Source organism: Streptomyces sp. NPDC059008 (genome assembly GCF_042749045.1).
GTDB lineage: Bacteria > Actinomycetota > Actinomycetes > Streptomycetales > Streptomycetaceae > Streptomyces.
Genome location: NZ_JBHYJC010000003.1, coordinates 257,465 through 279,778, shown reverse-complemented (window position 1 = coordinate 279,778; position 22,314 = coordinate 257,465). Strand labels below are relative to the sequence as shown.

The following is a 22,314-nucleotide window of genomic DNA, read 5'->3' as shown; positions in this document are numbered from 1 at the left end:
CGCACCAATGAGTCGTTGGGCGCTGCCAGGGGGCCGAACGGCCCGGGTTCGACCCGGCAGGGGTGTGGTCACGGCGTGATGGTCAGGACCTGGTCCACCGGGCGCCGCGGCGTGCGCGGCCCCTGGGGGCCGTAGCCCAGGCGAAGGATCATCTGCACGTTGCCGGTGCCGTGGAGCGGGTCGCGCAGCAGCCAGCGCAGGTCCGGCCATTCCAGGGCCTGGGACGCGAAGGAGCCGGCGAGCCCCTCGCTGGCGGCGAGCAGCAGCACGCGTTCCAGGGCCTGGCCGGCGCGGAGCCAGTCGGCGGGGCCGTCGCGGGTGGTGGTGAGCGAGGCCAGTTGCGGCTGCTGCTCGAAGGCGGCGTAACCGCGGCCGGGCAGCGAACGCCGGCCCGCGAAGTCCCGTATGGGTGCCCCGCCCCCGGACTTCACGGGGCCGAAGGCGTAGTCCGGAACGCCGTCGACGGGCGATGCGGCGGAGCTGTCGCGGGTCCAGCTCCGCTGTTCGGCGTCCCGGCCGTCGTCCATGCGGTCGTAGCCCTCGGCGTGCACGATCAGGTCGAGCACGGCCTCGCGGTGCCAGGTGGTCAGGAACTCCAGCCGCGCCCCTTCCCTGGTCGCGGCCTCGACGAGGGCCGCGCGGACGCTGTCGGGAATCCGCCGCTCGGCGAAGGGCAAGCGGCTGGTGTGCCGTTCGCGGATCGCGCGATGGAGGCCGCCGAGCCCGGCGTCCAGGGGTTCGTGCGGTGCGTCGAGACGGACCGCGGCCAGGAGCGCGGGAGTGCGCGGGTCGGGCAACAGGGTCGTCTTCGTCCGGAGGCCGGCGTGTGCGGCGGCCGCCCGCAGGTTCAACAGGGCCGCGCCGCAACCGAGATGGAGACCTCGGGTGGTGGGGTCGGCCATCGGCAGGGCGCGGTCGAAGTCCGCGGAGAGGGTGACGGTGCGGTGCGCGCGGGAGTAGTCGAAGTGCCACGGCTGGGCGTTGTGCATCGACGGAGCGGTGACGGCGTCGGCGACGAGGGCCCGCACGGCGGTGTCGTCGAGGGTGGTGTGCGTGAGCACGGAGGCCTCCCGGGCGGTTCGGACCGCGCTGCCGCGGCACGGACGGTGGATCTGCCGGCTCCTTCAGCGTGGCGCCGGCGTCGTCGGTGCCGTCAGGGGCCATAGGGCCCTGGATGCGGTCCGGTCGGCTGGGGGCAGTAAGGCGGGCGGCCGGGCCGAAGGGCTCCTGTCGGCCGCGGTGCCCTGCTGCCCGTCGTGCACTCGGCCGCCGGGGACCTCGGCCCGCAAGGTGCCCGTCGGCTCGTCGCACTACCGTGGGTGATGTGGCCGGGCCGTCGACGCCGGCCGCAGCGGAGGGTGTCGTGGGCGAGGATCCCGGCCGGACGGACGGTGCGCGGCCACGCCTGGACGCGCTCCCCGACGACCTGCTGGAACGCCTCCGTACGGCCGAGCGGACCGCCGACCGGCCGCAACACCTGCTGCTCGAAGCGGTGCTGTCGGTGGGCACGGGGCTGCAGCTGCCGCAGGTGCTGCGCCGTATCGTCGAGGCCGCCGTCGTGCTGGCCGACGCGGAGTACGGAGCGCTCGGGGTGATCGGCGAGGACGGCCGGCTCAGCCAGTTCCTTCCCGTCGGGGTCACCGACGAGCAGGTCAGAACCATCGGCCCGCTGCCGGCCGGCCACGGGATCCTCGGTGAGCTGATCCGTCACCCCGCTCCGCTGCGGCTGACCGAACTGGGCGAGCACCCCGCGTCCTACGGATTCCCACCGCACCATCCGGCGATGCACTCGTTCCTCGGAGTCCCGGTCAAGGTCCACGACGCGGTCTTCGGCAACCTGTACCTGACCGAGAAGCGCGGCGGCGGGCACTTCACCGCCGAGGACGAGACCCTGCTGTCGACACTGGCGGTGGCGGCGGGGGTGGCCATCGAACATGCCCGGCTCTACGAGGAGGCCCGCTACCGCCAGGAGTGGCTGGAGGCCAACAGCGAGATCGTCGCCGGGCTGCTGCCGGGCGCGGAGGCGGCCGATGTGCTCGCGACGATCGTCGATCACGCGGTGCGCATCCTCTCCGCCGACCTCGGCGTCCTGGCGGTGCCCGTCGAGGGTGACTGCCTGCGCGTCGAACTGGCCTCGGGGGTCGACGCCGAAGCGCACCGCGGTCTGGTCCTTCCCCGCCACGGGTCGTTCATGGGCACGGCGTTCACCGCCAAGGGCCCCCTGACCAGCTACGACATCGAGCACGACCCCAGGATCACGGCCGGTCCGCCCCGCTGGTGGGGGCTGGGGCCCGCCGTCGCGGTCCCGATGGCCACCGGCGAACGGGTCCGCGGGGTGCTGCTGCTGGCCCGCCTCCACGGGCGCGGCCCGTTCACCGAGCCGGAGACCGCGCCGTTGCTGACGTTCGCCGGTCAGGCCGCGCTGGCGATGGAGCTGTCCGAGCAGCGCGCCGCCGCGGAGCAGGTGACCCTGCTCAAGGACCGCGACCGGATCGCCCGTGACCTGCACGATCTGGCGATTCAGCGGCTCTTCGCCATCGGCATGACGCTGCAGAGCGTGGTCCGCTTCGTGGACCACCCGGAGGCCGGCGAACGGCTGCTGCGCGCGGTGGACGACCTGGACGAGACGATCAAGATCATCCGATCCGCCATCTTCGGGCTCCGCACCCGCGACGCCGCGCACGGCCGGCAGGGCTTGCGGGTCCGCACGGTCACCGCGCTGGAAGAGGCCGCCCGCACCCTGCGGTTCACGCCGTCCCTGCACATGGAGGGCCTCATCGACACCGACGTACCGGACGGGCTGGCCGAGCATGTCCTGGCGGCCCTCGGGGAAGCGCTGAGCAACATCGTCCGCCACGCGCACGCGAGCGCGGCGGACGTCTCCCTGATCGCCCGTGGCCGTCGGATCACCCTGACCGTCACGGACAACGGAGTGGGGATGTCCGAGGACGGCCGGCGCAGCGGTCTGCTGAATCTGGCCAAGCGGGCCGAGAGCGCGGGCGGCGCGATGGCCGTCGAGCCGGGGCCGGACGGCGGCACCCGGCTGCTGTGGTGGGCACCGCTCCCCGAGTAGCACCGGCCGCGATCCGGCGGCCACATCTGGGCCTGGACGCGCAGGCGCCCGGGCTTCGACGAACTGGCGTCCGGGCTGCGACGAGCAGACGTCCGGATTGCGATGAGCAGGTCTGAGCCTCGACGAACAGGCAGTGGGTTCCGAGCAGGCGCTCAGTTCCCGGGCCGCCCCATGTCCGCGGCGGGCACCGCGCCGCCCCGGGTGGCGAGCACCGCGGCCTGGATGCGTCGCTCGACGCCGAGTTTGGACAGCATGCGGGAGATGTGGTTCTTGATGGTCTTCTCCGACAGATAGAGCCGCGCGCCGATCTGACGGTTCGTCAACCCTTCGCCGATCAGGCCGAGGATCTCCCGCTCCCGTGGCGACAGCCCGGACAGCGCGTCCTCCTCGGGCTTCGCCTCGTCCTCCTCTCCCCGCAGTCGGCGCATCAGCCGTGCCGTGGTCGCCGGGTCGAGCATGGAGCGCCCCGAGGCGACCGTGCGCACGGCGGCGACCAGATCCGCCCCCTTGATCTCCTTCAGCACATAACCGGCCGCGCCGGCCATGATCGAGTCGAGCAGCGCGTCGTCGTCGTCGAACGAGGTGAGGATCAGGCAGGCCAGCGCCGGCATCCGCGAGCGCAGCTCACGGCATACGGAGACGCCGTCGCCGTCCGGCAGGCGGACGTCGAGCACCGCGACATCCGGCCGCAATGCCGGGCCCCGGGCCAGCGCATGGCCGGCCGTCCCGGCGTCCCCGACCACTTCGATGTCGGGCTCGGCATCGAGCAGGTCCCGCACACCGCGCCGGACGACCTCGTGGTCGTCGACCAGGAAGACTCGGATCGGCCGCTGCGGTGAGAACGTACCCGTCTCGCTCATGGCGTCCTCCGGGGAAGTACCCGCCCCTGATTCATCGTGGCGCTCCCCACGGTGGTGCGCCAGGGCCGAACGGTCCCGGCCCGACCACGCGGAGCGCATGCCGACGGGGACGTTCGGCACTCGCCCCCGCCTGCCTGCGGTGAGACCCTCGATACAGCAGGTGAAGGGAGTGCCGGATGACTCCGTGGAAGCTTCACCCACCATGGCGGCGCGAGCCGCTGCGGCGTGGCACGGACGTGGTGCAGTCCTGGATGGCGCTGGCCACCGGGCTGGCGATCGCCGTGGCGGCGCCGGTCGCCGGAGTGGTGGCCGGTCAGGCGGTGCACACCACGTCCCAGCACCAGCGCGCCGGCTGGCACACGGTCACCGCCGTGGTGGCGAAGGAGCCGCCCGCCCGCGTCGGTGTCGACACCAGTGGCGGCTCGGCGGGCCGGGTGCATGCGTGGGTCCGGTGGACGGCCCCGGACCGCACGGTGCACACGGGAGAGACGACCGTGGCGCCCGGCGTACGCGTGGGGGACCGGACCACGGTGTGGCTGGACCGACATGGCGCACTGGTGAGGGACCCGGGCTCCCCTGGGGACCCGTTGGCCTTGAGCATCGTGGCCGGCACCGTGGCCGCGTCCGGCACCGGATTCCTGCTCTTCGGCGCGGACAAGGTCGGCGTCCGCCTGCTGAACCGCAAGCGCTCCGCCCAGTGGGAGAAGGAGTGGGCGGAACTCGACTCGCAGGGGCGGCGCCACTGGCAGTGAGGTAGACGCCCGCTGCCGAGCACCGCTCGCCTCTCCTGCGTGCCGTTCGCCACCGTCAGTCATCAGGCACCGAGGCCATTGGGCGCCGGAGTCACCGGAGTCATTGGGCGCCGGAGTCAATGAGTACCGCGGTCATTGAGTACCGGAGGCCCGCCCCTCAGCCCCCTCGGCTTCATCCACCCCCGGCTCCCCGTCCGCCCGAAGATCGAACGTCACATCCACCACGCCCTCGACCGCGCGCACCAGGCGGGCCACAACAGGAAGCAGCGCCCTGTCGCGGATCCGACCGTGCAGAGTGACCACACCATCGGTGGTTGCGACCTGCACTTCCTTCGGGTTCTCGGCGAACAGCCGGTCGACGATCTCGGTACGCACCTCCGCCGCCAGGTCCTCGTCCGAGCGCAGGAAGACCTTCAGCAGATCGGAGCGGCTGACGATGCCCTGCAACATCCCGTGGACATCGACCACCGGCAACCGCTTGACGGACCTGTGCGCCATGGTCCGCGCCGCCTGGGCGAGGGAGTCACCCGCGTGCACGGTCAGCGCGGGCGCACTCATCAGTTCGCCCGCGGTCAGGGCGCCGGCCTTGCGCAGGGCCTCCAGCCGTTGCGACTGCTGCAGCAGGCCCGGATCCTCGTCCCGGAACTCCTCCTTGGGCAGCAGGTCGGCTTCGGAGACCACACCGATCACCCGCCCCTCCCCCGCCAGCACCGGCAGAGCGCTGACCTGCCACTGCTCCATGGTCTCGACGATCTCCTTGAAGCGTGCGTCCTCGCCGATGGCGACCACCGTCTGGGTCATCACATCGCTGACGCTGTGCGGGGTGCGCGCCATGACGCCTCCTCCTACGGGCCGCTGCCGCCCTACCGCTGCGACACCTTCAGCCTGCCGGTGGCCGGACCGAAGCGGCGCCGGTCACATCGAAACCCACGTCGACCACGCCCTCGACGCCGCGCACCAGACGCGCCACCACCGGAACGAGGGACCGGTCCCGCAAGTCGCCACTGAGCGTGACCACCCCGTCCACGACCGTGACCTCCAGATCCTTGGCAGGTGACGCGAACAGCTGCGCCATGACATGACGCACCTCCTGCGCCAGGTCGTCGTCGGAGCGCAGAAAGACCTTCAGCAGGTCGGCCCGGCTGACGATGCCCACCAGCAGCCCGTCCGCGTTCACGACCGGCAGCCGTTTGACGGACTCACGCGCCATCGTCCTCGCGGCCTGGGCCAGCGTGGCGTCGGCGCGCACCGTCACCGCGGGGCTGGTCATCAGCTCCCCCGCCGTCACCGCCTCCGCCCGGCGCACGTCGTCCGACCGCCGCAACCGCTCCAGTCGCTCCGGGTCCCGCTCACGGAACCCTTCCTTGGGCAGCAGATCGGCCTCCGACACCACACCGATCACCCGCCCCTCCCCCGCGAGCACCGGCAGAGCGCTGACCTTCCGCTGTTCCATGGTCTCGACGATCTCCTTGAACCGGGCCCCGTGATCGACGGCGACCACGGGCCGGGTCATCACGTCACTGACGAAGTGCGGGACCTTCCCCATGATGGCGCCTCCTCGGAACCCGGCCGGCAGCACGCAGACCGTGGAGGTATGTCCATGTCGACACCTCCAGCCTGAAGCCCGCCCGCGCCGACCGACAGGGCCGTCCGGCCCCCTCCGTTCCTGCCTTCCGGCGGCATCGGCTCCAGCGAACGGGCCACCCGACCCACGGGCCGGCGAGCGGAGCGGCCGCCGCAGCCAGTTCGCTCTCACTCATCGTCGAAGGTCAGCCACCAGTCAGCGAAGGCCCGCCCGTACTCGACCAGCGCGGCTCGGTAGATGCTGTACGGACTCGCCGCGCTAGGCGCCAGGCGCGAAGGGCCGGGTGCGGGCGATGAGGAGGGCGACGTCGTCCGGGTCGTCGGGGCGGCGGAGTTCGCGGAGGAGTCGGTCGCAGGTCTCTTCCAGTGTGCGGTCGGGCGCGTCGAGCAACTGGCGGAGGGTTTCGAGGCGTTCGTCGATGGCGTGGTGGCGGGTTTCCACCAAACCGTCGGTGTACAGGACCAGTTGGTCATCGGGGCCGAGGTCGAAGGTGGTGGTCTCGAAGGGGACGCCGCCGACGCCCAGCGGGGTGCCGGTGGGCAGGTCGAGGAATTCGGGGCGCCTACCGCTGCGTACGAGGGCAGGGGGAAGGTGGCCGGCGGTGGCGATATGGCATTCGGCGCGGTGCGGGTCGTAGCTGGCGTAGACGCAGGTGGCGATGTAGTGCTCCAGCCCCGAGGTGATCTTGTCGAGGTGCTGCAGGACCTGGGCCGGGTCCAGGTCGAGGTCGGCGAAGGCGCTGGTGGCGGTGCGCAGACGGCCCATGGTCGCGGCGGCGTCGATGCCGCTGCCCATGACGTCGCCGACGACCAGGGCGGTCTTGTCGCCGTCGAGCGGGAGGACGTCGTACCAGTCGCCGCCGATCTCGTAGGTGGCCAGTGCGGGCCGGTAGCGGGAGGCGATCTGCAGTCCGGGGCGGTGGGGCGGATGGTCGGGGAGCAGGCTGCGCTGCAGGGTCTCGGCGGCGGCGCGCACGCTCTGGTGCGTGCGGGCGTTGTCGATGCAGACGGCGGCTCGGGAGGCCAGTTCGGCGGCGAGGGCGAGGTCGTCCTCGCCGAAGGGCAGTGGGTTGCGGGCGCGGCTCAGGCCGAGGAAGCCGAGGATGTGGCCGCGGGCGGTGAGCGGGGCCAGCATGTAGGAGTGCACGCCGGCGCGGGCCAGCAGCGCGGCGGCGCGGTCGTCGCGGGCGATGCGCGCCAGGTCGGTGTCGTCGGTGTGGGAGATCAGGATCGGCCGGCCGGTCCGTACGCACTGGGTGGCCAGGCGGTCGGCGTCGAACGCGGCGATCTCACCGGGGCGGTCGACGGCCTCGACGGCCTCGTTGGGGTAGGCGGCCTTGACCGCGAGGGCGCGGAAGACCGCGGGGCCGTCCCTGCTGGCCGGGCGGTGCTCGTCCAGTACGGAGTCGAGCACGTCGACGGTGACCACGTCGGCGAGTTCGGGAACGGTGACCTCGGCCAGCTCACGGGCGGTCTGGCCGACCTCCAGGGTGGTGCCGATACGGGCGGAGCCGTCGGCGATCAGGGCCAGGCGCCGTCGGGCCTCGGCGGCCTCCGTGGCCGCCTGATAGCGGTCGGTGACATCGACCACCAGGTCGGCGACTCCGAGCACGCGCCCCTGGGGGTCGTCCAGCCGGTACAGCGAGATCGACCAGGCGTGCTGGTGCCCCGGGTCGGCCGGGGTGCGGCCGACGATGGTGGACTGGTCGACCATGGGAACCCCGGTCGCCAGGACCTTGCGCATCGCGGCCTCCGGGACCTCGAACTTCGCCGCGGTCATGATCTCGCGGTAGTGCCGGCCGAGGTGGTCCTTCGCGGGGATGCCGTGCATCCGTTCCAGGGCCGGGTTGACGGCGACGTAGCGCAGGTCGGTGTCGAGGATCGCCAGCCCGATGGGCGACTGGGAGATCAGCCGGGTGGACAGGGCGACGTCCCGCTCCACCTCGCGCAGCGTCGGTGAGTCGGTGCCGAGCCCGAGTGCGTAGAAGTCGCCGCGGTCGTCGAGCAACCGCATGTTGCGCAGCTCCACCAGCCGCGCGGTGCCGTCCTTGTGCCGCACGGGGAACGTGCCGCCCCAGCTCTTGCCGGTCTCCATGACCTTGGCGAACTCCTTGAGCACCAGGTCCCAGTGTTGTTCCTTGACCAGCAGCTGGGCGGCGTACTGTCCGAGCGCCTCCTCGGCCGGGTATCCGTACAGGTCCTCGGCCTGCGGACTCCACAGGACGATCCGCCCCTCGGCGTCCAGCAGCACCGCGGCGACGCCGAGGAGGTCCAGCAGTCCGCTCGGCCGGGGCGGCCCCCCTTCCGGCTCGGCGGTGCCGGCCGGAAGGTCATCGGCTGCGCTCACCCGGGCCCTCCTTCCGTCGCCGGACCGCGCCGCACTCTCCTCGCTCCGGCCCGAGGCCTGCCGGCGGGTGTGGCCCGTCGCCACGTCCCGTGAGTGCTCCGGCTTCCATGGTCCCCCCGGACCGGCCGAGCGGACACCTCGTCCGGCCGCGGTACCGCAACCGCCGCGCGGGACGCTTCACGGAACCCCTCACCGCCGGACTCCGGCTCCCGCACGCGGGTAACGCTCTGCAGTTCGGCGACTACCGCGGCCTCCTCGCCGCATGCCGTGGGCGGAGGCCGCGGAGTCACCGACGCCCGCCGGGACCGGCCGGCTCAGGCGCGCATCCCTCCGTCCACCCGGAGGACCGTGCCGGTGACGTAGGAGGAGCGGTCGCTGAGGAGCCAGGCTGCGGCCTGGGCGATCTCGTCGGGATCGGCCGCGCGGCCCAGCGGGGTGCGGGCGTTGAGCTGATCGATGGTGCCGGGGGACTTCTCGTCCCACTCGTGGAGCATCTCGGTGAGCGTGGTGCCGGGGGCGATGGCGTTGACGCGGATGCCCTCGGGGCCGTAGGTGATGGCGGCCGATGCGGTGAGGCTGTTGACCGCCCGCTTCGCCGCGCCGTAGGCGGGCAGCCAGGGGTTGCCCATGAGGCTGCCGACACTGGAGGTGTTGACGATGGCGCCGCGCTTCGCGGTGTCGCGGATGGCGGCGATCTCGGCGGTCATGGCCAGCCACGGGCCCTTGAAGTCGACGGCGCAGACGTGGTCGAAGTCGGCCTCGGACAGCTGGTCCATCGGGCCGGGCGGCTGACCCGTCGCACCGTTGTTGAAGGCGACGTCGAGCCGGCCGTACAGCTCCACGGCCCGGTGGACCGCGGCGCGGACGCTGTCCGCGTCGGCCAGGTCGCACAGCACGTAGTCCGCGCTGCCGCCGGCCTCCCGGATCTCCTCGGTCACCGCCTTGAGCTGGGACTCCGTGCGGGCCGCGAGCATGACCCGGGCGCCCTCCCTGGCGAACAGCCGCGCCGCCGCGGCGCCGATGCCCCTGCCGGCACCCGTGATGAAGGCGACCTTGTCAGCGAGCAGGCCGGCGGTCGCGGTGGACGTGATCGGTGTGTGGTTCATGCCGACGAGCCTGTGTCCGGCGGCCCCGCTCATCCAGGCACCGGCAGTACCTGGCTGGGCGCTTCGGTCCCCGCGCACACTGGGGAGGTGAACCGAAGAGAATTGGCCGACTTCCTGCGCAGCAGGCGTGAGCGCATCACCCCCGCCGACGTGGGGCTGCCCGCCGGACCGCGCCGCCGCACCCCGGGGCTGCGCCGCGAGGAGGTGGCGCAGTTGGCGTTCGTCTCGACCGAGTACTACACGCGGCTGGAGCAGGCCCGCGCGCCGCACCCCTCCCGGGAGGTGCTGGCCCAACTCTCCCGCGCCCTGCGCCTGTCGGACGCCGAGCGTGACCACCTCCACCACCTCGCCGGTGCCCCGCCCGGTCCCCCGGCCGGCCCGTCACGAGAGGTGCGGCAGAGCGTCGTCGACCTGCTGCACCGGCTGCCGGAGGCCGCGGCGATCGTGATGTCGGCGACGTACGAGGTCATCGCCTGGAACCACCTGGCCACCGCCCTGATGGAGGACTTCTCCGCACTGTCGCGCCGCGACCGGAACCTCATCCGGCGCGCCTTCCTCGGGCCGTATCGGGACGGCCGACGGCTGTACGGCGTCTCGGACGCGGACGAGTTCGCCCGGACCTCGGCCCAGCACCTGCGTGCCGCCGCGGCCCGCTATCCCGACGACCCCGAAGTGACCGGTCTGGTGGCGGAACTCCTTGCCGGAAGCGAGGAGTTCGCCCGGCTCTGGGCCGCCCACGAGGTGGCCGCCCGGCCCACCCTCTGCAAGACCTTCCAGCACCCGCTGGTCGGCCCCGTCGCCGTGGCCTGCGACGTCCTGGACATCACCGACCGGGACCAGCGGGTCGTCATCTACACCGCCACCCCTGGCTCGCCGTCCGCGGAGGCGATGCGGCTGCTGTCCGTCGTCGGCACACAGAGCATGGTCGTGCCCGGCTAGCCGCTATTCGCTCGTACGCACGAGGGCGGGCCAATTCCGCCTGGCAGTATTCCGGTGTGGCGCGTGCGAATTCACCCTGCGCGGAATTCGCAGCGGGAGAAACCCACGACGGGACGGGGCGCGTGACGCAGTCCCGGCGGGCGCGTCGACCGGAGCGAGAAGAAGACATGTACCGGTCAGGAAATGCTCCGCGACCGGCGTCCGGGCAGGCGCGGGCGCACGCCCGAATCACCGACGAGGCCCTCGACAAAGACGCCGCCCACCCTCTCGTTTTCGATCGCTGTGCGATTCGCCCACCGGCGCGCCCTATAGAGGCCCGCGCCCTGCAGGGACCCGTGCCCTATAGAGGTTCCCGACATTCCGGTTCCACTACAGGGCCGACCACCGCCACAATCGACACCCCCGTTCGAACAGCGTCGAAAAGAGCCGTCCGACGGGCTGCCCGCACACATGGCGCGGGCAGTCCGCGGTACTCACATGGGAAGGCAGGTACACCGGCCGCAGGCACCGCAGCCGCTGCAGGTCGTCGCGCAGTCCGTACAGCCGCAGGGGCTGCAGTCACACGGCGGAATCTGCGAATCCGCCGCACCGTCCGACCTTCGCCCCTTGGGCGCCATGACGAGTTCTTCCGCCGCGAGGTCCGCCAAATCGGCGGCCAACGCCGTTGACACAGGAGGCATGCTCCCGCTCCTTTTCTCAGCAATGAGCCGGTGTCGACTCCGTACCAAGCTATAGCGTCCCACCATTCCAGCGCCAGAAATTATTGAATAGGCCCTTATAAGGGGTGACTTCTGGCCAGTCGAATCGGATGTACACCGACAGGGGAAGGCATTTGGGTTTCACCTGTGATGGGTATTTATTTGAGTGACTCCCGTGATTCCTGATGTCGGTGCGGCGACTTATCCACATCCATAAAAAAAATTCCGCACGGGGATCAGCCGAGCCCATACACTGAGGACCGACAAGTCGAGTTCCCATCGATACGCCACTGTGGTGGAACGTCATCAAGGGAGAATGAATGCGACCGAGGTTGAATCCTGGCGTGCGCTACGTGCCGTGCCCCGACGGCGTCTATTTGTACGGCGATCGCGGCGCCCGGACGCTGCGGGGTTCACATGCGTACGAGTGGCTGAGGCGACTGAGCCCGTACTTGACCGGCGACCACACGGTGGACGAGCTGACCGCGGCACTGCCCCCCGCGCAGCGGGAGACCGTCGAGACCACGGTGCGACTCCTGCGGGAACACGGATTCGTCACCGACGTACAGGACGACACCCCGCACACCCTGACACCGGCGGAACGCACGACCTACGCACCGGAAATCGCCTTCATCGCCTGCGCACTCGACTCCCCCGAGCACCGGTTCCAGCGCCATCGCGACACCCGGGTACTGCTGCTCGGCCGGCGAGCACCCGACCCGGTCCTGGCCGCCGTGGTCGACGCCGGGGTGCGCTCGGGGTGGGCCGACATCCGGGTCGCCTCCGGTGGTACCGACACGGATGGCACGGGTACGGGCACGGGCACGTGGCCTCGGGCCGCGAAAGCAGCACGCCGGGACGAGCGGCAACGGATCGTCGCCACCGACGACACGGGCTTCGCGGCCACCGACATCGTCCTGCAGGTCTCCGACCGCCCGCATGAGCTGATCGCCGTCGCACGCGAATGCGCCGAGGCGGACGTCGCACTCGCGCAGGTGCTGCTCACCGGGGACGAGGCGTGGTTCTCCGGGGTCGGGCGGGCGACGGAGACCGCCGCGGAGTCCCTCTGGCACCGCCTCCGCGGCGTCCACCGCGACAACGTCCCGCCGGTGGACGGCCCGTGGCTCTCCGGGCCGGTACCCGCTCTGCTCGCCGCACACGCGGTCCTGGGCTGCTTCCGCCACCGCACCGGTCTGGACGAGTCGGCCGTCGAAGAGCCGCACCCGACGCCGGCCACCCGACTCGATCTGCGCACCTTGGACACGAGCACCCACACGGCGCTGCCGCACCCCAGTGCCGCCCGACCGAAGGCGGTCACCACCGGCGATCCGGGGCCCCTGACCCGCAGCGGACTGCCGGCCCACCTGCCGAGACTGGTCGACGAGCACACCGGCGTCCTCGTCGCCCTCGAGGCAGCGGAACTCCCGCAGTTCCCGCTGGCGGTCCAACGCGCCGCCGTCTCCGACCCGTACGGCGTCCTGCCGGCCTGGAGCCCGCCGCCGGAGGAGATCGGATGGGCACCGGACCAGGAGACCGCCCGCCTGCGGGCCCTGCTCGCCGCGCTCTCGACCTACGGTTGGCTCGCCGCGCGCCCGGGTGCGGCGCAGGGCCTCGACCTGGTCACCGGCGAGGTACGCAGGATCCCCGAACGGTCCGTCCCGGCCCCGGCGCGCGGCCCCTTCCGGGTACCGGCGGGTGTCGCGGCCGGACTCAGCCGCTCCGACGCGCTCGCGTGGGCACTGCGGCAGCACTGCGAGGCGCTGCTCGTGGCGCAGCGGGCGGCCGGCGCCTCCGGCCGGACGCTGGATCCGTGCGCGGCACCGGTGGACGAGGCGGGAGACTTTCTGCTGCGCCAGCTCGAACTGGCCCGGCAGAAGGTGACGGCCTGGGACCTCACCCCGCTGCTCGGCGCTCCGGCCTACGCGGTCCGGGCCGGTGACGGCGACGAGGTGGTGGCATGCGCGTCCACGCCACAGGACGCGTTGGCGGACGGACTGGAGCGCGCCCTGCTCGCCTGGCAGGGGCGGCGGACGTGGCGCGGGGCACCGGTTTCGGACGAGACGGCAGACGCGGTCGACGTACTGACCGAGGCCGTCCACAAGGCCGGTCACCACCCGGTGGTGGAGGACCTCGACGGTGACGCCGCGTTGGCGGCCCTCGTGCCGCACATGGTCAGGGTGGTGCTGCGTGAGGGGTGACATCGCGGTCGTCGGACAGGGGCTGCTCGCCGCAGCGGTGCGGCGGTCGCTCGAACCCACCCATCGCGTGGTGCGCACCATCGCCGACGGCGCCCGCTGTGAGGCCGTCGTCGCCACCGACGACGGACCGGGTGTCGCGGCACGGACGAAGGTCCACCCGTACGCGGTCGGCGAGCGCGTCCCCTGGCTTCCGGTCCGGGTCGAGGACGGTCGCGTCCTGATCGGCCCCGGCTGGCTGCCGGGCGTCCCCGGCTGCCCGACCTGTGCCCAGCGGCGCCGGGACCGCAACAGGCAGGACGCGGCCGCGCACACGGCGCTCCTCGAACGCTTCGGTGCGGAGCTCTCCGAGCGGCGCTCGCCGCTGCTCACCCAGGTCACGGCGACGGGGGCGGCCGCGGTCGTGCAGGCGATGGTGAGCCGGCTCCGCGCCGGGACCCCCCAGCGCGAGCTGGTGTGTCTGTCCCTGGAAACCGGGCGGACGACGACCCACCCGGTGCTGCCGGACCCGCTCTGCCCGGACTGCGCCCGGCTGCCCGACGACGCCCCCGAATCTGCGCGGATCACGCTCCGCCGTGAGCCCAAACCGCATCCGGAGGCGTTCAGGGTGCGCGATCTGACGAAGGATCTGCCGGAGCTGCGCCGGCACTACGTCGACACCGAGACGGGGGTGGTGCGTTCGGTCAGCTCCTGGGCCACCGGCGGATGCCAGGCGGCGATGGCCGTGCTCGACGCGTCCGGAGGGCACACGAGCAACAACGGGTACGGCCGCGGCGCGGTCCCGGACACCACCCGGGCATCCGCGGTGGCCGAAGCGCTGGAACGCATCGGCGGGCAACGGCCGCGCGGACGCCGCACCGTCGTGCGGGCCGCCTACGCGGACATCGCCGACCACGCCGTGGACCCGGAGAGCCTCGGCCTCTACCCGCCGGCGCGGTACGAGACGCCCGGATTCCGATTCCGTCCGTACCATCCGGACGTGGCGCTGTCCTGGGTGTGGGCCTACTCGTTCGCACGGGCGCAACCGGTGCTCGTCCCCGAGACGGTGGCCTATTACGCGGCATGCGCCCACACGCACGACGACGGGCACGGCAACGGGCACGGGCAGCGCAACGGGCATGCGGACAGCGGGGGCCGGCACCACGGCAGCATCGTGTACGAGACGTCGAACGGATGCGCTCTGGGCGGCTCGCTGACCGAGGCGATCATGTACGGCCTGCTGGAGGTGGCCGAACGCGACGCCTTCCTGCTCACCTGGTACGGACGGATTCCGGCGCCCCGGCTGGATCTGGACTCGGCGGTCGATCGGCGCATCCCCCTCCTCGCCGCGCGCATCCGGCACGAGTTCGGCTACGCACTGATGGCCTTCGACTGCACGGTGGAACAGGGCATCCCGGCGTTCTGGCTGATGGCGGTGGCCGCCGAGGACGACGGGACCCGGCCGAAGGTCCTGTGCGGAGCCGCCGCGCATCTGCTGCCCGAACCCGCGCTGCTGGGAGGCATGCAGGAACTTGCCATCATGCTGGGCGCGGCCGTCAGGAGTTACGACCCGCGGGCGGCGGCACGGCTGCTGGCCGACAGCGGCCGGGTCCGGGAGATGGACGACCACGGCACGCTCTACGGCCATCCCGACGCGTTCGACCGGCTGGGCTTCCTGCCACTCGACGGGCCGACCCGGCCGATTCCCCGGCGGACCTGGCCGGTGCACCACGATCTGACCGGGGACCTCGCGGAGTTGGTCGGCCGATACGTGGCGTCCGGACTCGACGTGCTGGCCGTCGACCAGACCTCCTCCGAGCACCGGGTCGGGAACTTCTCCTGTGCCAAGGTCATCGTTCCCGGCACCCTGCCGATGACCTTCGGCCACGCGTACCGGCGCGACCACGGGCTGCCGCGGATCCTGACCGTGCCGCGGCTGCTCGGACACCGGCAGGACGACCTCCCGCTGGCGGAGGTGAATCCGTATCCGCATCCCTTCCCGTAACGGAGACCACGCCACGGAGATGACGACAGGGAGAAGCTCGTGACGCTCGAAGCCCGGTCGGCACTGACCGGCTATGTCCCCCACGGCCATGTTCCGGATCGCAGACCGCTCGACCTGCGGGAGGTGCCGGCCCGCCACAAGGTCTATCCCGGTGTGCCCCGGATCGGTCTGCCGTGGGAGAGCACGGTCGGCGACTCCCCGTTGTCGGTGCTCGGCGCGTTCCTGCGGAACCTGTGCGGGCTGACCCGCATGGTGTGGATGCCGGGTGTCGACCTCCAGGGAAACCGGATCAGCGGCACGGTCAAGGCGCATCTGGGGCGCCCGGCGCCGTCCGGCGGCGGACTGCACCCCATGGAGGCGTACTTGGCCGTGGGCGGCCCTGCCATGGAGCCCGCGCTCCTCCACTACGACCCCGCCCACCACGCGCTGGAACAGCTGCGCCGGGGTGACCATCGCGAGGCTCTGACCGGCCTGCTGCACGTGCCGCCCCCGACGCCGCCGGCCCTCGTCCTGGTGTTGACGAGCCGGTTCTGGCGCAACGCCGTCAAGTACCGGGAGTTCGGCTACCGGCTGCAGACCCAGGAAGCCGGTGTGCTGGCCGCACAGGCCGTCGCGGTGGCGGACCGGCTCGGCGTCCCGGCCGAGGTCCATCTGAACTTCGCCGACCGGCGGGTGAACGCGCTGCTCGGGCTCACCCCGTCCGCGGAAGCCGCCATGGTGGTGATCACGTTGCACGGGGCGGCGTCGGGCGGCCCGGCGGCCGGTTCCGGGCCCGGTTACGACGGCCTCGTCCAACAGGCCGTACCCGAGCCGCTGTTCGACGTACCGCCGATCCGGGACCGGCTGCCGGCCACCGCCGCACTGCACGAGGCGAGCCTGACGACCGGGCCCGGGACCTCTCCCGGACCGCCCCGCCATCCCCACCCCCTGGGCGAACCGATCACGTTGCCGCGGCTGCCCGTACGGTCCGCCGACGGCATCGACCTCCGGCGCTCGCCCCCCGACGGTTTCCTCCCCGACGGCATCGGCGACGCGCCGCTCGCCGGCGTGCTGGAGGCGGCCGCCGCCGGCCTTCCGGGAGCAGTGCGCGCGACCGCGGTGTACTGCCTGGCCCTGCGGGTCGACGGCATCCCCGCGGGCGCGTACCGCTACGACCCGGTGGAGCACGCACTGTGCGACATCCGTAGCGCGCCGCGGGACCTCGCCCCGGTCCTGTCGCACACACCGGTGGGTGAGGCGGCTGCCGTACTGCTGCCGGTCGGTGATCCGGTCGGGGGCCTGGTGCCGTTCGGTGCGCGCTGGTACCGACTGCTGCAGGCCGACGTGGGAATCGCCCTGCAGCGAGGCGCTCTGGCCGCCGCCGCGGTCGGCCTGGCGGCCCGGATCCACTCCGGTGAAGCCCCCGAACTCACCGCCGGCCTGGGACTCGACGGGACCCAGGCTGTCCTCTCGGCCCTGCTGATCGGGGTCCCGCGCGCAGCCTCCACATGGGATCACCCCATTGCCGCCCACGGGGCGCGGGCTCAGGGCAGATCCGAGCCGGGCCGCGCACAGGGAGCCGCCCACGGCCGCCGCTCGGGCGGCCCATGGGGTCATACGCCGAACGCATGACGCCCGGCCCGGCCGGTGTTTCGTCGTTCCCGCGGCGCGTTAGGCATGGTATTGCCCGCGGGACCACAAGCACAGGTCAGAGCGGGCTCCGACACCTAACCGATCATCCTGGAGGTACAGCATGCGATCCGTCCGCGTCACCGTCATCACCTCGGCGCTCCCCCTGGCCCTTGTCACCCTCGCCCTGGCCGGCACCCAGCCCGCCTCGGCGGCCCAGCACTCACCGGCCACGTCCCTGTCGAAGGAGGCCGCCGCCAACCCTGCCGGTGGCGACGGCGGCGGCCTCCTCGACCCCCTGATGGGCCTCCTGGGCGGCGTCTGAAGCAGTCCGCGGTGGAGCCGGCACACACCATGAGTCAGGTGACCTCATCGCGCTCGCCGGGCACCACCGCCCTGTGGGTCGCCTGGGCCCGGGCGGTGGAGCACCGCCGCCCGGACCGGCTGTTCCACGACGACCACGCGGCCGCCTTCCTGACCGCGGCGGGTGCGGAGGCCAGCACCCCGCCCGCCGAGTTCTGCGCAGCGCTGCCCGTGGCAGTGGCGACCCGGACCGCCTTCTTCGACGAGCACCTCAGGAGCGTGACCGTCGGCGGCATCCGGCAGGTGGTGCTGCTCGGCGCCGGACTGGACACCCGCGCCTTCCGGCTGCCGTGGCCGGACGGAACCAGCCTCTACGAACTCGACACACCCGAACTGCTGGCGTTCAAGGAGCCCGTCCTCGCCAGCCGGGGCGCGGCCGCGACCTGCCGCCGTACGCCGCTGGCCATCGACCTGACCGACGACTGGCCCGCCGCCTTGTGCGCCGCCGGTCTGGATCCCGCGCGACCGGTCGCCTGGCTCGCCGAGGGGCTCCTGCCGTATCTCGAGGTGGAGGTCGCCGACCGGCTGTTGACAGCGGTCGGACGCCTGTCGGCGCCGGACAGCACGCTCGCCCTCACCTACAACCCGGAAGCCATGCGCGCGGTGGCGGACGCTCCCAGTGGCCGGCATCTGGCCGGCGTCGGCGTGGCACACCCGGCGCTGCCCGGCCGACCCGAACCCTGGCTGGCACGCCACGGCTGGCAGGCACACGCCCACGACATCATCGAGCAGGCGGTGGCCCACCATCGCATCCCCGCCGCGGCGATGGCGCACACCAGCCCCGGGTCATCGGCGTCCTGGCTGGTCACCGCCACCATCCCCGGACAGCAGTCGCACCACCCACCTCCACCGCGCTGACCCGGCACGGACCTTCACCGGCTGCGACCCGCCGTGCTCAGACGGCCTCCACCTCCTGGCGGACGGGAGCGGGACGCTCGGCACGCAGGATGCCCGCCGCGCAGGCGGCGACGAGGCAGCACGCGACGGGCAGGAAGAAGGCGAGGTTGAGGGGCACGAGGTGGGTCAGCGGGCCGATGAGGGCGGGCCCGGCGAGCATGCCGAGGTAGCCGAGGCCGGCGACGCGCGAGACGTTGGCGCCGGCGGCGTCCAGGTCGGTGTGGCCCGCGGCGCTGAAGAGCTGGGGGATGCAGCCGGACAGTCCGACCCCGAACAGGGTCCAGCCGGCCAGTGCCAGGGGCGTCCACGGGGACAGCGCCGCCACCGTCAGCCCCAGTGCCGCGATGGACGCGCCGTAGCGGAGTATGGCCACCGGGCCGAAGCGTGCGGCCATCCGGTCGGTCAGCAGCCGGCCGACGGTCATGGCCGTGGCGAAGGCCCCATAGGCGAGGGCGGCGGTGGCTGCGGGAGCATCCAGGACGTCCCGCAGATGGAGCACGCTCCAGTCGTTGGCGACGCCTTCGCACAGCATGAGCATCAGCGCCAGCACGGCGAGCAGCCAAATGCGCCGGGGCGTACGGGGCCGGGCCCGGGCCGCGGTGGGGTCGGGAACGTCGGTGCCTGGCCCCGTCGGCGCGTTCGCGGTGCGCGCGGGCTCGGGGCGCAGCAGTGCGGGAGCCGCCAGTACGGCAACGACGAGGCCGAGGAGCGCCACCGCGCCGAGCGTGACGGCCGGGCCCGCGCCGCCGTCGAGAGTGCGCGCGCCGACCAGCGCGGCCAGGACGCCGCCGATGGAGAAGGTGGCGTGGAAGGCGGACATGACGGGCCGTCGGTAGCCGCGCTCCACCTGGACGGCGTGGGCGTTCATGCTGACGTCCAGGCAGCCGTTGCCGAAGCCGAGCACCAGCAGCGCCGTTCCCAGCAGCCAGCCGTTCGTGGCCAGTCCCGGCAGGACGAGCGCGGCGCTGCACAGCATCGCGCCGACCGGTACGACCCTGCGGGCGCCGAGGCGGTCGGTGAGCCGGCCGGCGAGCTGCATGCCCGCGAAGGCTCCCGCACCGAGCAGCAGCAGGAGCCAGCCGAGCACGGCATGGCCGACCCCGGCACGGTGCTCGACAGCGGGGATGTGCACGACCCACATCCCCATGAGGAAGCCGTTCAGGGCGAAGTAGACGAAGGTGGCGAGCCGGCCGGCTCGTAGCGTTCTCTCCATGTGAACGAACATATCGAACATGATTGATGTTCGAAAGATTGCCATTCGAGCAGACACCATGTTCAATGAGGGCATGGCGAGCACAGACCGACTGAGGCAGATCTCCTACGTCGTCCGCGAGGCCGGCCGCATCGGCGTCGCGGAGCTGGCGGCCCTCACCGGGGCTTCGGAGATGACCATTCGCCGCGACCTGGAGGTGCTGGCCGACCAGGGCGTGTTGGAGCGCTACCGCGGAGGGGCGAGGAGCCTGCTGCTGCGCGGTGACGAGCCCCCGTTCGCGCTGCGGGTGCAGGAGGGGCAGGAGACCAAGCGGCGCCTCGCCACCGCGGTCGCCGAACTGATCGCCGACGGCGAGTCCGTCGTCCTCGACAGCGGAACCACCTGCCTGGAAGTCGCCCACGCGCTGGAACACCGCCGCCTGACGGTGATGCCGCTCTCCCTGCACGCCGCCAACGCACTGACCGGGGCACCGCAGCTGACGCTGCTGGTGCCGGGCGGCCGGCCCCGGCCGGGCGAGCTGGCGCTGACCGGCCCGCTGACCGCGGCGTCGCTGGCCGCCGTGCGCTTCGACACCGCCGTCATCGGCTGCTGCGGCGTGACCGCGGCGGACGGCCTGACCGCGTACGACCTCGACGACGCCGCGGTCAAGCGCGCCGCGATCGCCTCGTCCCGCCGCGTCATCGCGGTCGCGGAGGGCGGCAAACTCTCCCGCACCGCCCTCGCCTTCGTCGCTCCCGCCGCCGCCCTGCACACCCTCGTCACCGACGAGGCCGCCCCGGGCGAGGAGACCGACGCGCTGACCGCCGCGGGCGTGACCGTACGGACGGTGTGAGCGTCGGCGAGGCCCGCACGGCCGGCCGTGCGCCGGCTACCGGGTCGGGGCGGACGCGGCGGAGCCGGGATGCGGGCCGTAGGACGTCAGGAAGCGGTTGCGGAAGGCGTCCATGTGCCAGACGGGTGCCTTCGGGCCGGGCTTCAGGCCGGTCTGCCAGCCCCAGCCGGAGATCCGTTCCAGCACGGCCGGATCGTGGGCGACGATCGCGACCGGCACGTCCCGGCTGGCGTTCTCTCCGGTGACGGCCGGAACGGGCTGGTGGTCGCCGAGGAAGACCAGCACGGTGTTCTTGTTGCCGTACTTCTCCACGTAGGAGATGAGGCTGCGCAGCGAGTAGTGGATGGCACGCCCGTATTCGGTACGCACCTGAGCGGGGTCCCGCCACACCTCCGTGGGGTTCTTGCCCGCCTTCTCGATGGCGTCGTAGACCGAGCCGTCACCGACCTCGTTCCAGCCGATCATCTTGGGCAGCGGCGCCCAGGGGTTGTGACTGGACGTCAGGATGATCTCCGACATCAGCGGCTTGCCGCCCGGCCTGCCGTGCTGGAGGCGCTCGAAGGCCGACAGGCTGTACTGGTCGGGCATGGTCGACCAGCTGAACTTCGGCCCCCGGTATCCGAGGTTCCGGGAGTCGTAGACGTGGTCGAGACCGTAGAACGCGCCCTCCGGCCAGGACCGGGTGACGCCCGGCATGATGCCGACGGTCCGCCAGGCCCCCGTGCGACGGAAGGCACCCGTCAGGCTCAGCCGGTCGCTGGAGGTGACGGTGCGGTAGCGCTGCTGGTTGCTGATCCACAGGCCCGACATGAAGGTGGAGTGCGCCAGCCAGCTGCCCCCGCCCGCGGTCGGTGAGGTCAGCCAGGCGCTCCGGGCGGAGAACCCGGCCCTGCGCAGTCGGCGGGTCCCGTCCGCGAGTGCCCCATCGACCTCCGGAGCGATCCTCGGGTCCTCGACGGCGCTGCGCCCGTAGCTCTCGATGAAGGTGAAGATGACGTCCTTGCCGCGCAGCCCGGTCAGCAGTCGGCCCGGCGGAGTGTCACGGAAGGCGTCGCCGGCGGCGGCCTCGGCGAACTCGCGCTCGTCCTTCAGGTCCGCACGCACCTGCTGCACACGGTTGCCGACCAGCTCGGCCACGTTCCTGGAAGCGACCGGAACTCCGGCGACCTGCACGCCGAGCGCCGTGACGACGACCCAGGACGTGCCCAGTAGCAGGGTCGTGCCCGTCGCCGCGGCACCGTGCCGGGCGATGGCATGGCTCAGCCGGACGACCGCCAGCGTCATGAGGACCAGCAAGGCGAGGACGAGGACCACCACGCCGACCACGGCGCCTATGGCACCCGCCTCACCGGCCGAATCCCTGAGGAAGGACTCGGCGTCGCCGAACAGGCCCCAGTCGAGCACCGGGTCGAAGGGACGGGCCAGCACCGAATAGAAGCCCATGTCCAGGAGGTTGAGGACGGTGAGCAGGCCTAGGGCCACCCCGGCGAGCACCGCGGCCACGCGCCGCGCCCTGGGCGGCAGCAGGAGCAACAGCGCGGCACCGGCGATCCCCTCCACCGGGATCCGCGCGAACCGCCCTGGCGTGAGGCCGGAGAGCTGATCGGGCAGGAGCAGGGCGAAGAGCACAAGTACCGCCGACAGAACGGTGGTCGTCCGCGCCAGGACCCGCGCGGCGACCGGGTACCGTCCGCGCCGGCCACCGCCAGCACCGTCCCCGCCCCGGCCCTCGGGCGGCTCGGCGCCGCCCTCCTCCGGCGTCCGGCCCGCCACCGTCTCCGTTGCCCGGTCCGGCGGCTCCGTTGCCCCGTCCGTCTCCGGCAGCTGAGGAGAGCGCGTCAAGTACGGCACCCGATGGTCCTT

At 72.4% G+C, this 22,314-nt stretch carries 17 protein-coding genes; 9 read left to right on the top strand and 8 right to left on the bottom strand.

The annotated features are described in order from the left end of the window. Positions 1-68 precede the first annotated feature (68 nt). Positions 69-1,061, bottom strand: a complete 993-nt coding sequence (locus tag ACFWZH_RS06525; RefSeq protein WP_384426331.1) for an Acg family FMN-binding oxidoreductase — start codon at positions 1,059-1,061, stop codon at positions 69-71. Between the two features lie 302 nt (positions 1,062-1,363). On the opposite strand from ACFWZH_RS06525, the gene ACFWZH_RS06520 reads away from it, so the two are divergent. Then, entirely contained in the window at positions 1,364-3,073 is a 1,710-nt protein-coding gene (locus tag ACFWZH_RS06520; RefSeq protein ID WP_384426328.1) for a GAF domain-containing protein, read from the top strand. Positions 3,074-3,225: 152 nt separating this feature from the next. Here ACFWZH_RS06520 and ACFWZH_RS06515 read toward each other — a convergent pair whose 3' ends face one another. After that, positions 3,226-3,933 carry a response regulator gene (locus ACFWZH_RS06515; RefSeq protein ID WP_384426325.1) on the bottom strand — a complete coding sequence of 236 codons (708 nt, stop codon included), beginning with the start codon at positions 3,931-3,933 and terminating at the stop codon, positions 3,226-3,228. Between the two features lie 176 nt (positions 3,934-4,109). On the opposite strand from ACFWZH_RS06515, the gene ACFWZH_RS06510 reads away from it, so the two are divergent. After that, entirely contained in the window at positions 4,110-4,685 is a 576-nt protein-coding gene (locus ACFWZH_RS06510) for a hypothetical protein (protein ID WP_384426322.1), read from the top strand. Positions 4,686-4,817: 132 nt separating this feature from the next. On the opposite strand, the gene ACFWZH_RS06505 is transcribed toward ACFWZH_RS06510, so the two are convergent. The 4 genes from ACFWZH_RS06505 to ACFWZH_RS06490 form a co-directional block, all read right to left on the bottom strand. Further along, positions 4,818-5,519, bottom strand: a complete 702-nt coding sequence (locus tag ACFWZH_RS06505) for a CBS domain-containing protein (RefSeq protein ID WP_384426320.1) — start codon at positions 5,517-5,519, stop codon at positions 4,818-4,820. Positions 5,520-5,565: 46 nt separating this feature from the next. Continuing rightward, complete coding sequence (locus ACFWZH_RS06500) at positions 5,566-6,231, bottom strand: CBS domain-containing protein (protein ID WP_384426317.1); 666 nt, start codon at positions 6,229-6,231, stop codon at positions 5,566-5,568. 297 nt (positions 6,232-6,528) lie between these two features. Then, a complete protein-coding gene (locus ACFWZH_RS06495) occupies positions 6,529-8,616 on the bottom strand; it encodes a SpoIIE family protein phosphatase (RefSeq protein WP_384426314.1) in 2,088 nt (695 codons plus the stop codon). Positions 8,617-8,930: 314 nt separating this feature from the next. Beyond that, positions 8,931-9,755: an SDR family NAD(P)-dependent oxidoreductase gene (locus ACFWZH_RS06490; protein WP_384426311.1), complete on the bottom strand. Its 825-nt coding sequence runs from the start codon at positions 9,753-9,755 to the stop codon at positions 8,931-8,933. Positions 9,756-9,809: 54 nt separating this feature from the next. Here ACFWZH_RS06490 and ACFWZH_RS06485 point away from each other — a divergent pair, with 54 nt between their 5' ends. The 6 genes from ACFWZH_RS06485 (at position 9,810) to ACFWZH_RS06460 (ending at position 18,367) form a co-directional block, all read left to right on the top strand. After that, positions 9,810-10,661, top strand: coding sequence for a helix-turn-helix transcriptional regulator (locus ACFWZH_RS06485; protein ID WP_384426308.1), 852 nt, complete (start codon positions 9,810-9,812; stop codon positions 10,659-10,661). A gap of 1,042 nt (positions 10,662-11,703) precedes the next feature. Then, entirely contained in the window at positions 11,704-13,557 is a 1,854-nt protein-coding gene (locus ACFWZH_RS06480; protein ID WP_384426305.1) for a hypothetical protein, read from the top strand. Beyond that, complete coding sequence (locus ACFWZH_RS06475; RefSeq protein WP_384426303.1) at positions 13,547-15,538, top strand: TOMM precursor leader peptide-binding protein; 1,992 nt, start codon at positions 13,547-13,549, stop codon at positions 15,536-15,538. The genes ACFWZH_RS06480 and ACFWZH_RS06475 overlap by 11 nt, the downstream gene beginning before the upstream one ends. A gap of 39 nt (positions 15,539-15,577) precedes the next feature. Then, complete coding sequence (locus ACFWZH_RS06470) at positions 15,578-17,149, top strand: SagB family peptide dehydrogenase (protein WP_384426301.1); 1,572 nt, start codon at positions 15,578-15,580, stop codon at positions 17,147-17,149. 121 nt (positions 17,150-17,270) lie between these two features. Further along, positions 17,271-17,471 carry a hypothetical protein gene (locus ACFWZH_RS06465; protein WP_384426298.1) on the top strand — a complete coding sequence of 67 codons (201 nt, stop codon included), beginning with the start codon at positions 17,271-17,273 and terminating at the stop codon, positions 17,469-17,471. 38 nt (positions 17,472-17,509) lie between these two features. Next, complete coding sequence (locus tag ACFWZH_RS06460) at positions 17,510-18,367, top strand: SAM-dependent methyltransferase (protein WP_384426296.1); 858 nt, start codon at positions 17,510-17,512, stop codon at positions 18,365-18,367. Between the two features lie 37 nt (positions 18,368-18,404). Here the strand turns inward: ACFWZH_RS06460 and ACFWZH_RS06455 are convergent, their stop codons facing one another. Next, positions 18,405-19,619, bottom strand: coding sequence for an MFS transporter (locus ACFWZH_RS06455; RefSeq protein ID WP_384426785.1), 1,215 nt, complete (start codon positions 19,617-19,619; stop codon positions 18,405-18,407). 73 nt (positions 19,620-19,692) lie between these two features. Between ACFWZH_RS06455 and ACFWZH_RS06450 the strand changes: the two genes are divergently transcribed. After that, complete coding sequence (locus ACFWZH_RS06450; protein WP_384426294.1) at positions 19,693-20,451, top strand: DeoR/GlpR family DNA-binding transcription regulator; 759 nt, start codon at positions 19,693-19,695, stop codon at positions 20,449-20,451. A 36-nt stretch (positions 20,452-20,487) separates the two neighbouring features. Here ACFWZH_RS06450 and ACFWZH_RS06445 read toward each other — a convergent pair whose 3' ends face one another. After that, positions 20,488-22,302 (bottom strand): sulfatase, encoded by a 1,815-nt coding sequence (locus ACFWZH_RS06445; protein ID WP_384426291.1) that lies wholly within the window; start codon positions 22,300-22,302, stop codon positions 20,488-20,490. Positions 22,303-22,314 lie beyond the last annotated feature (12 nt).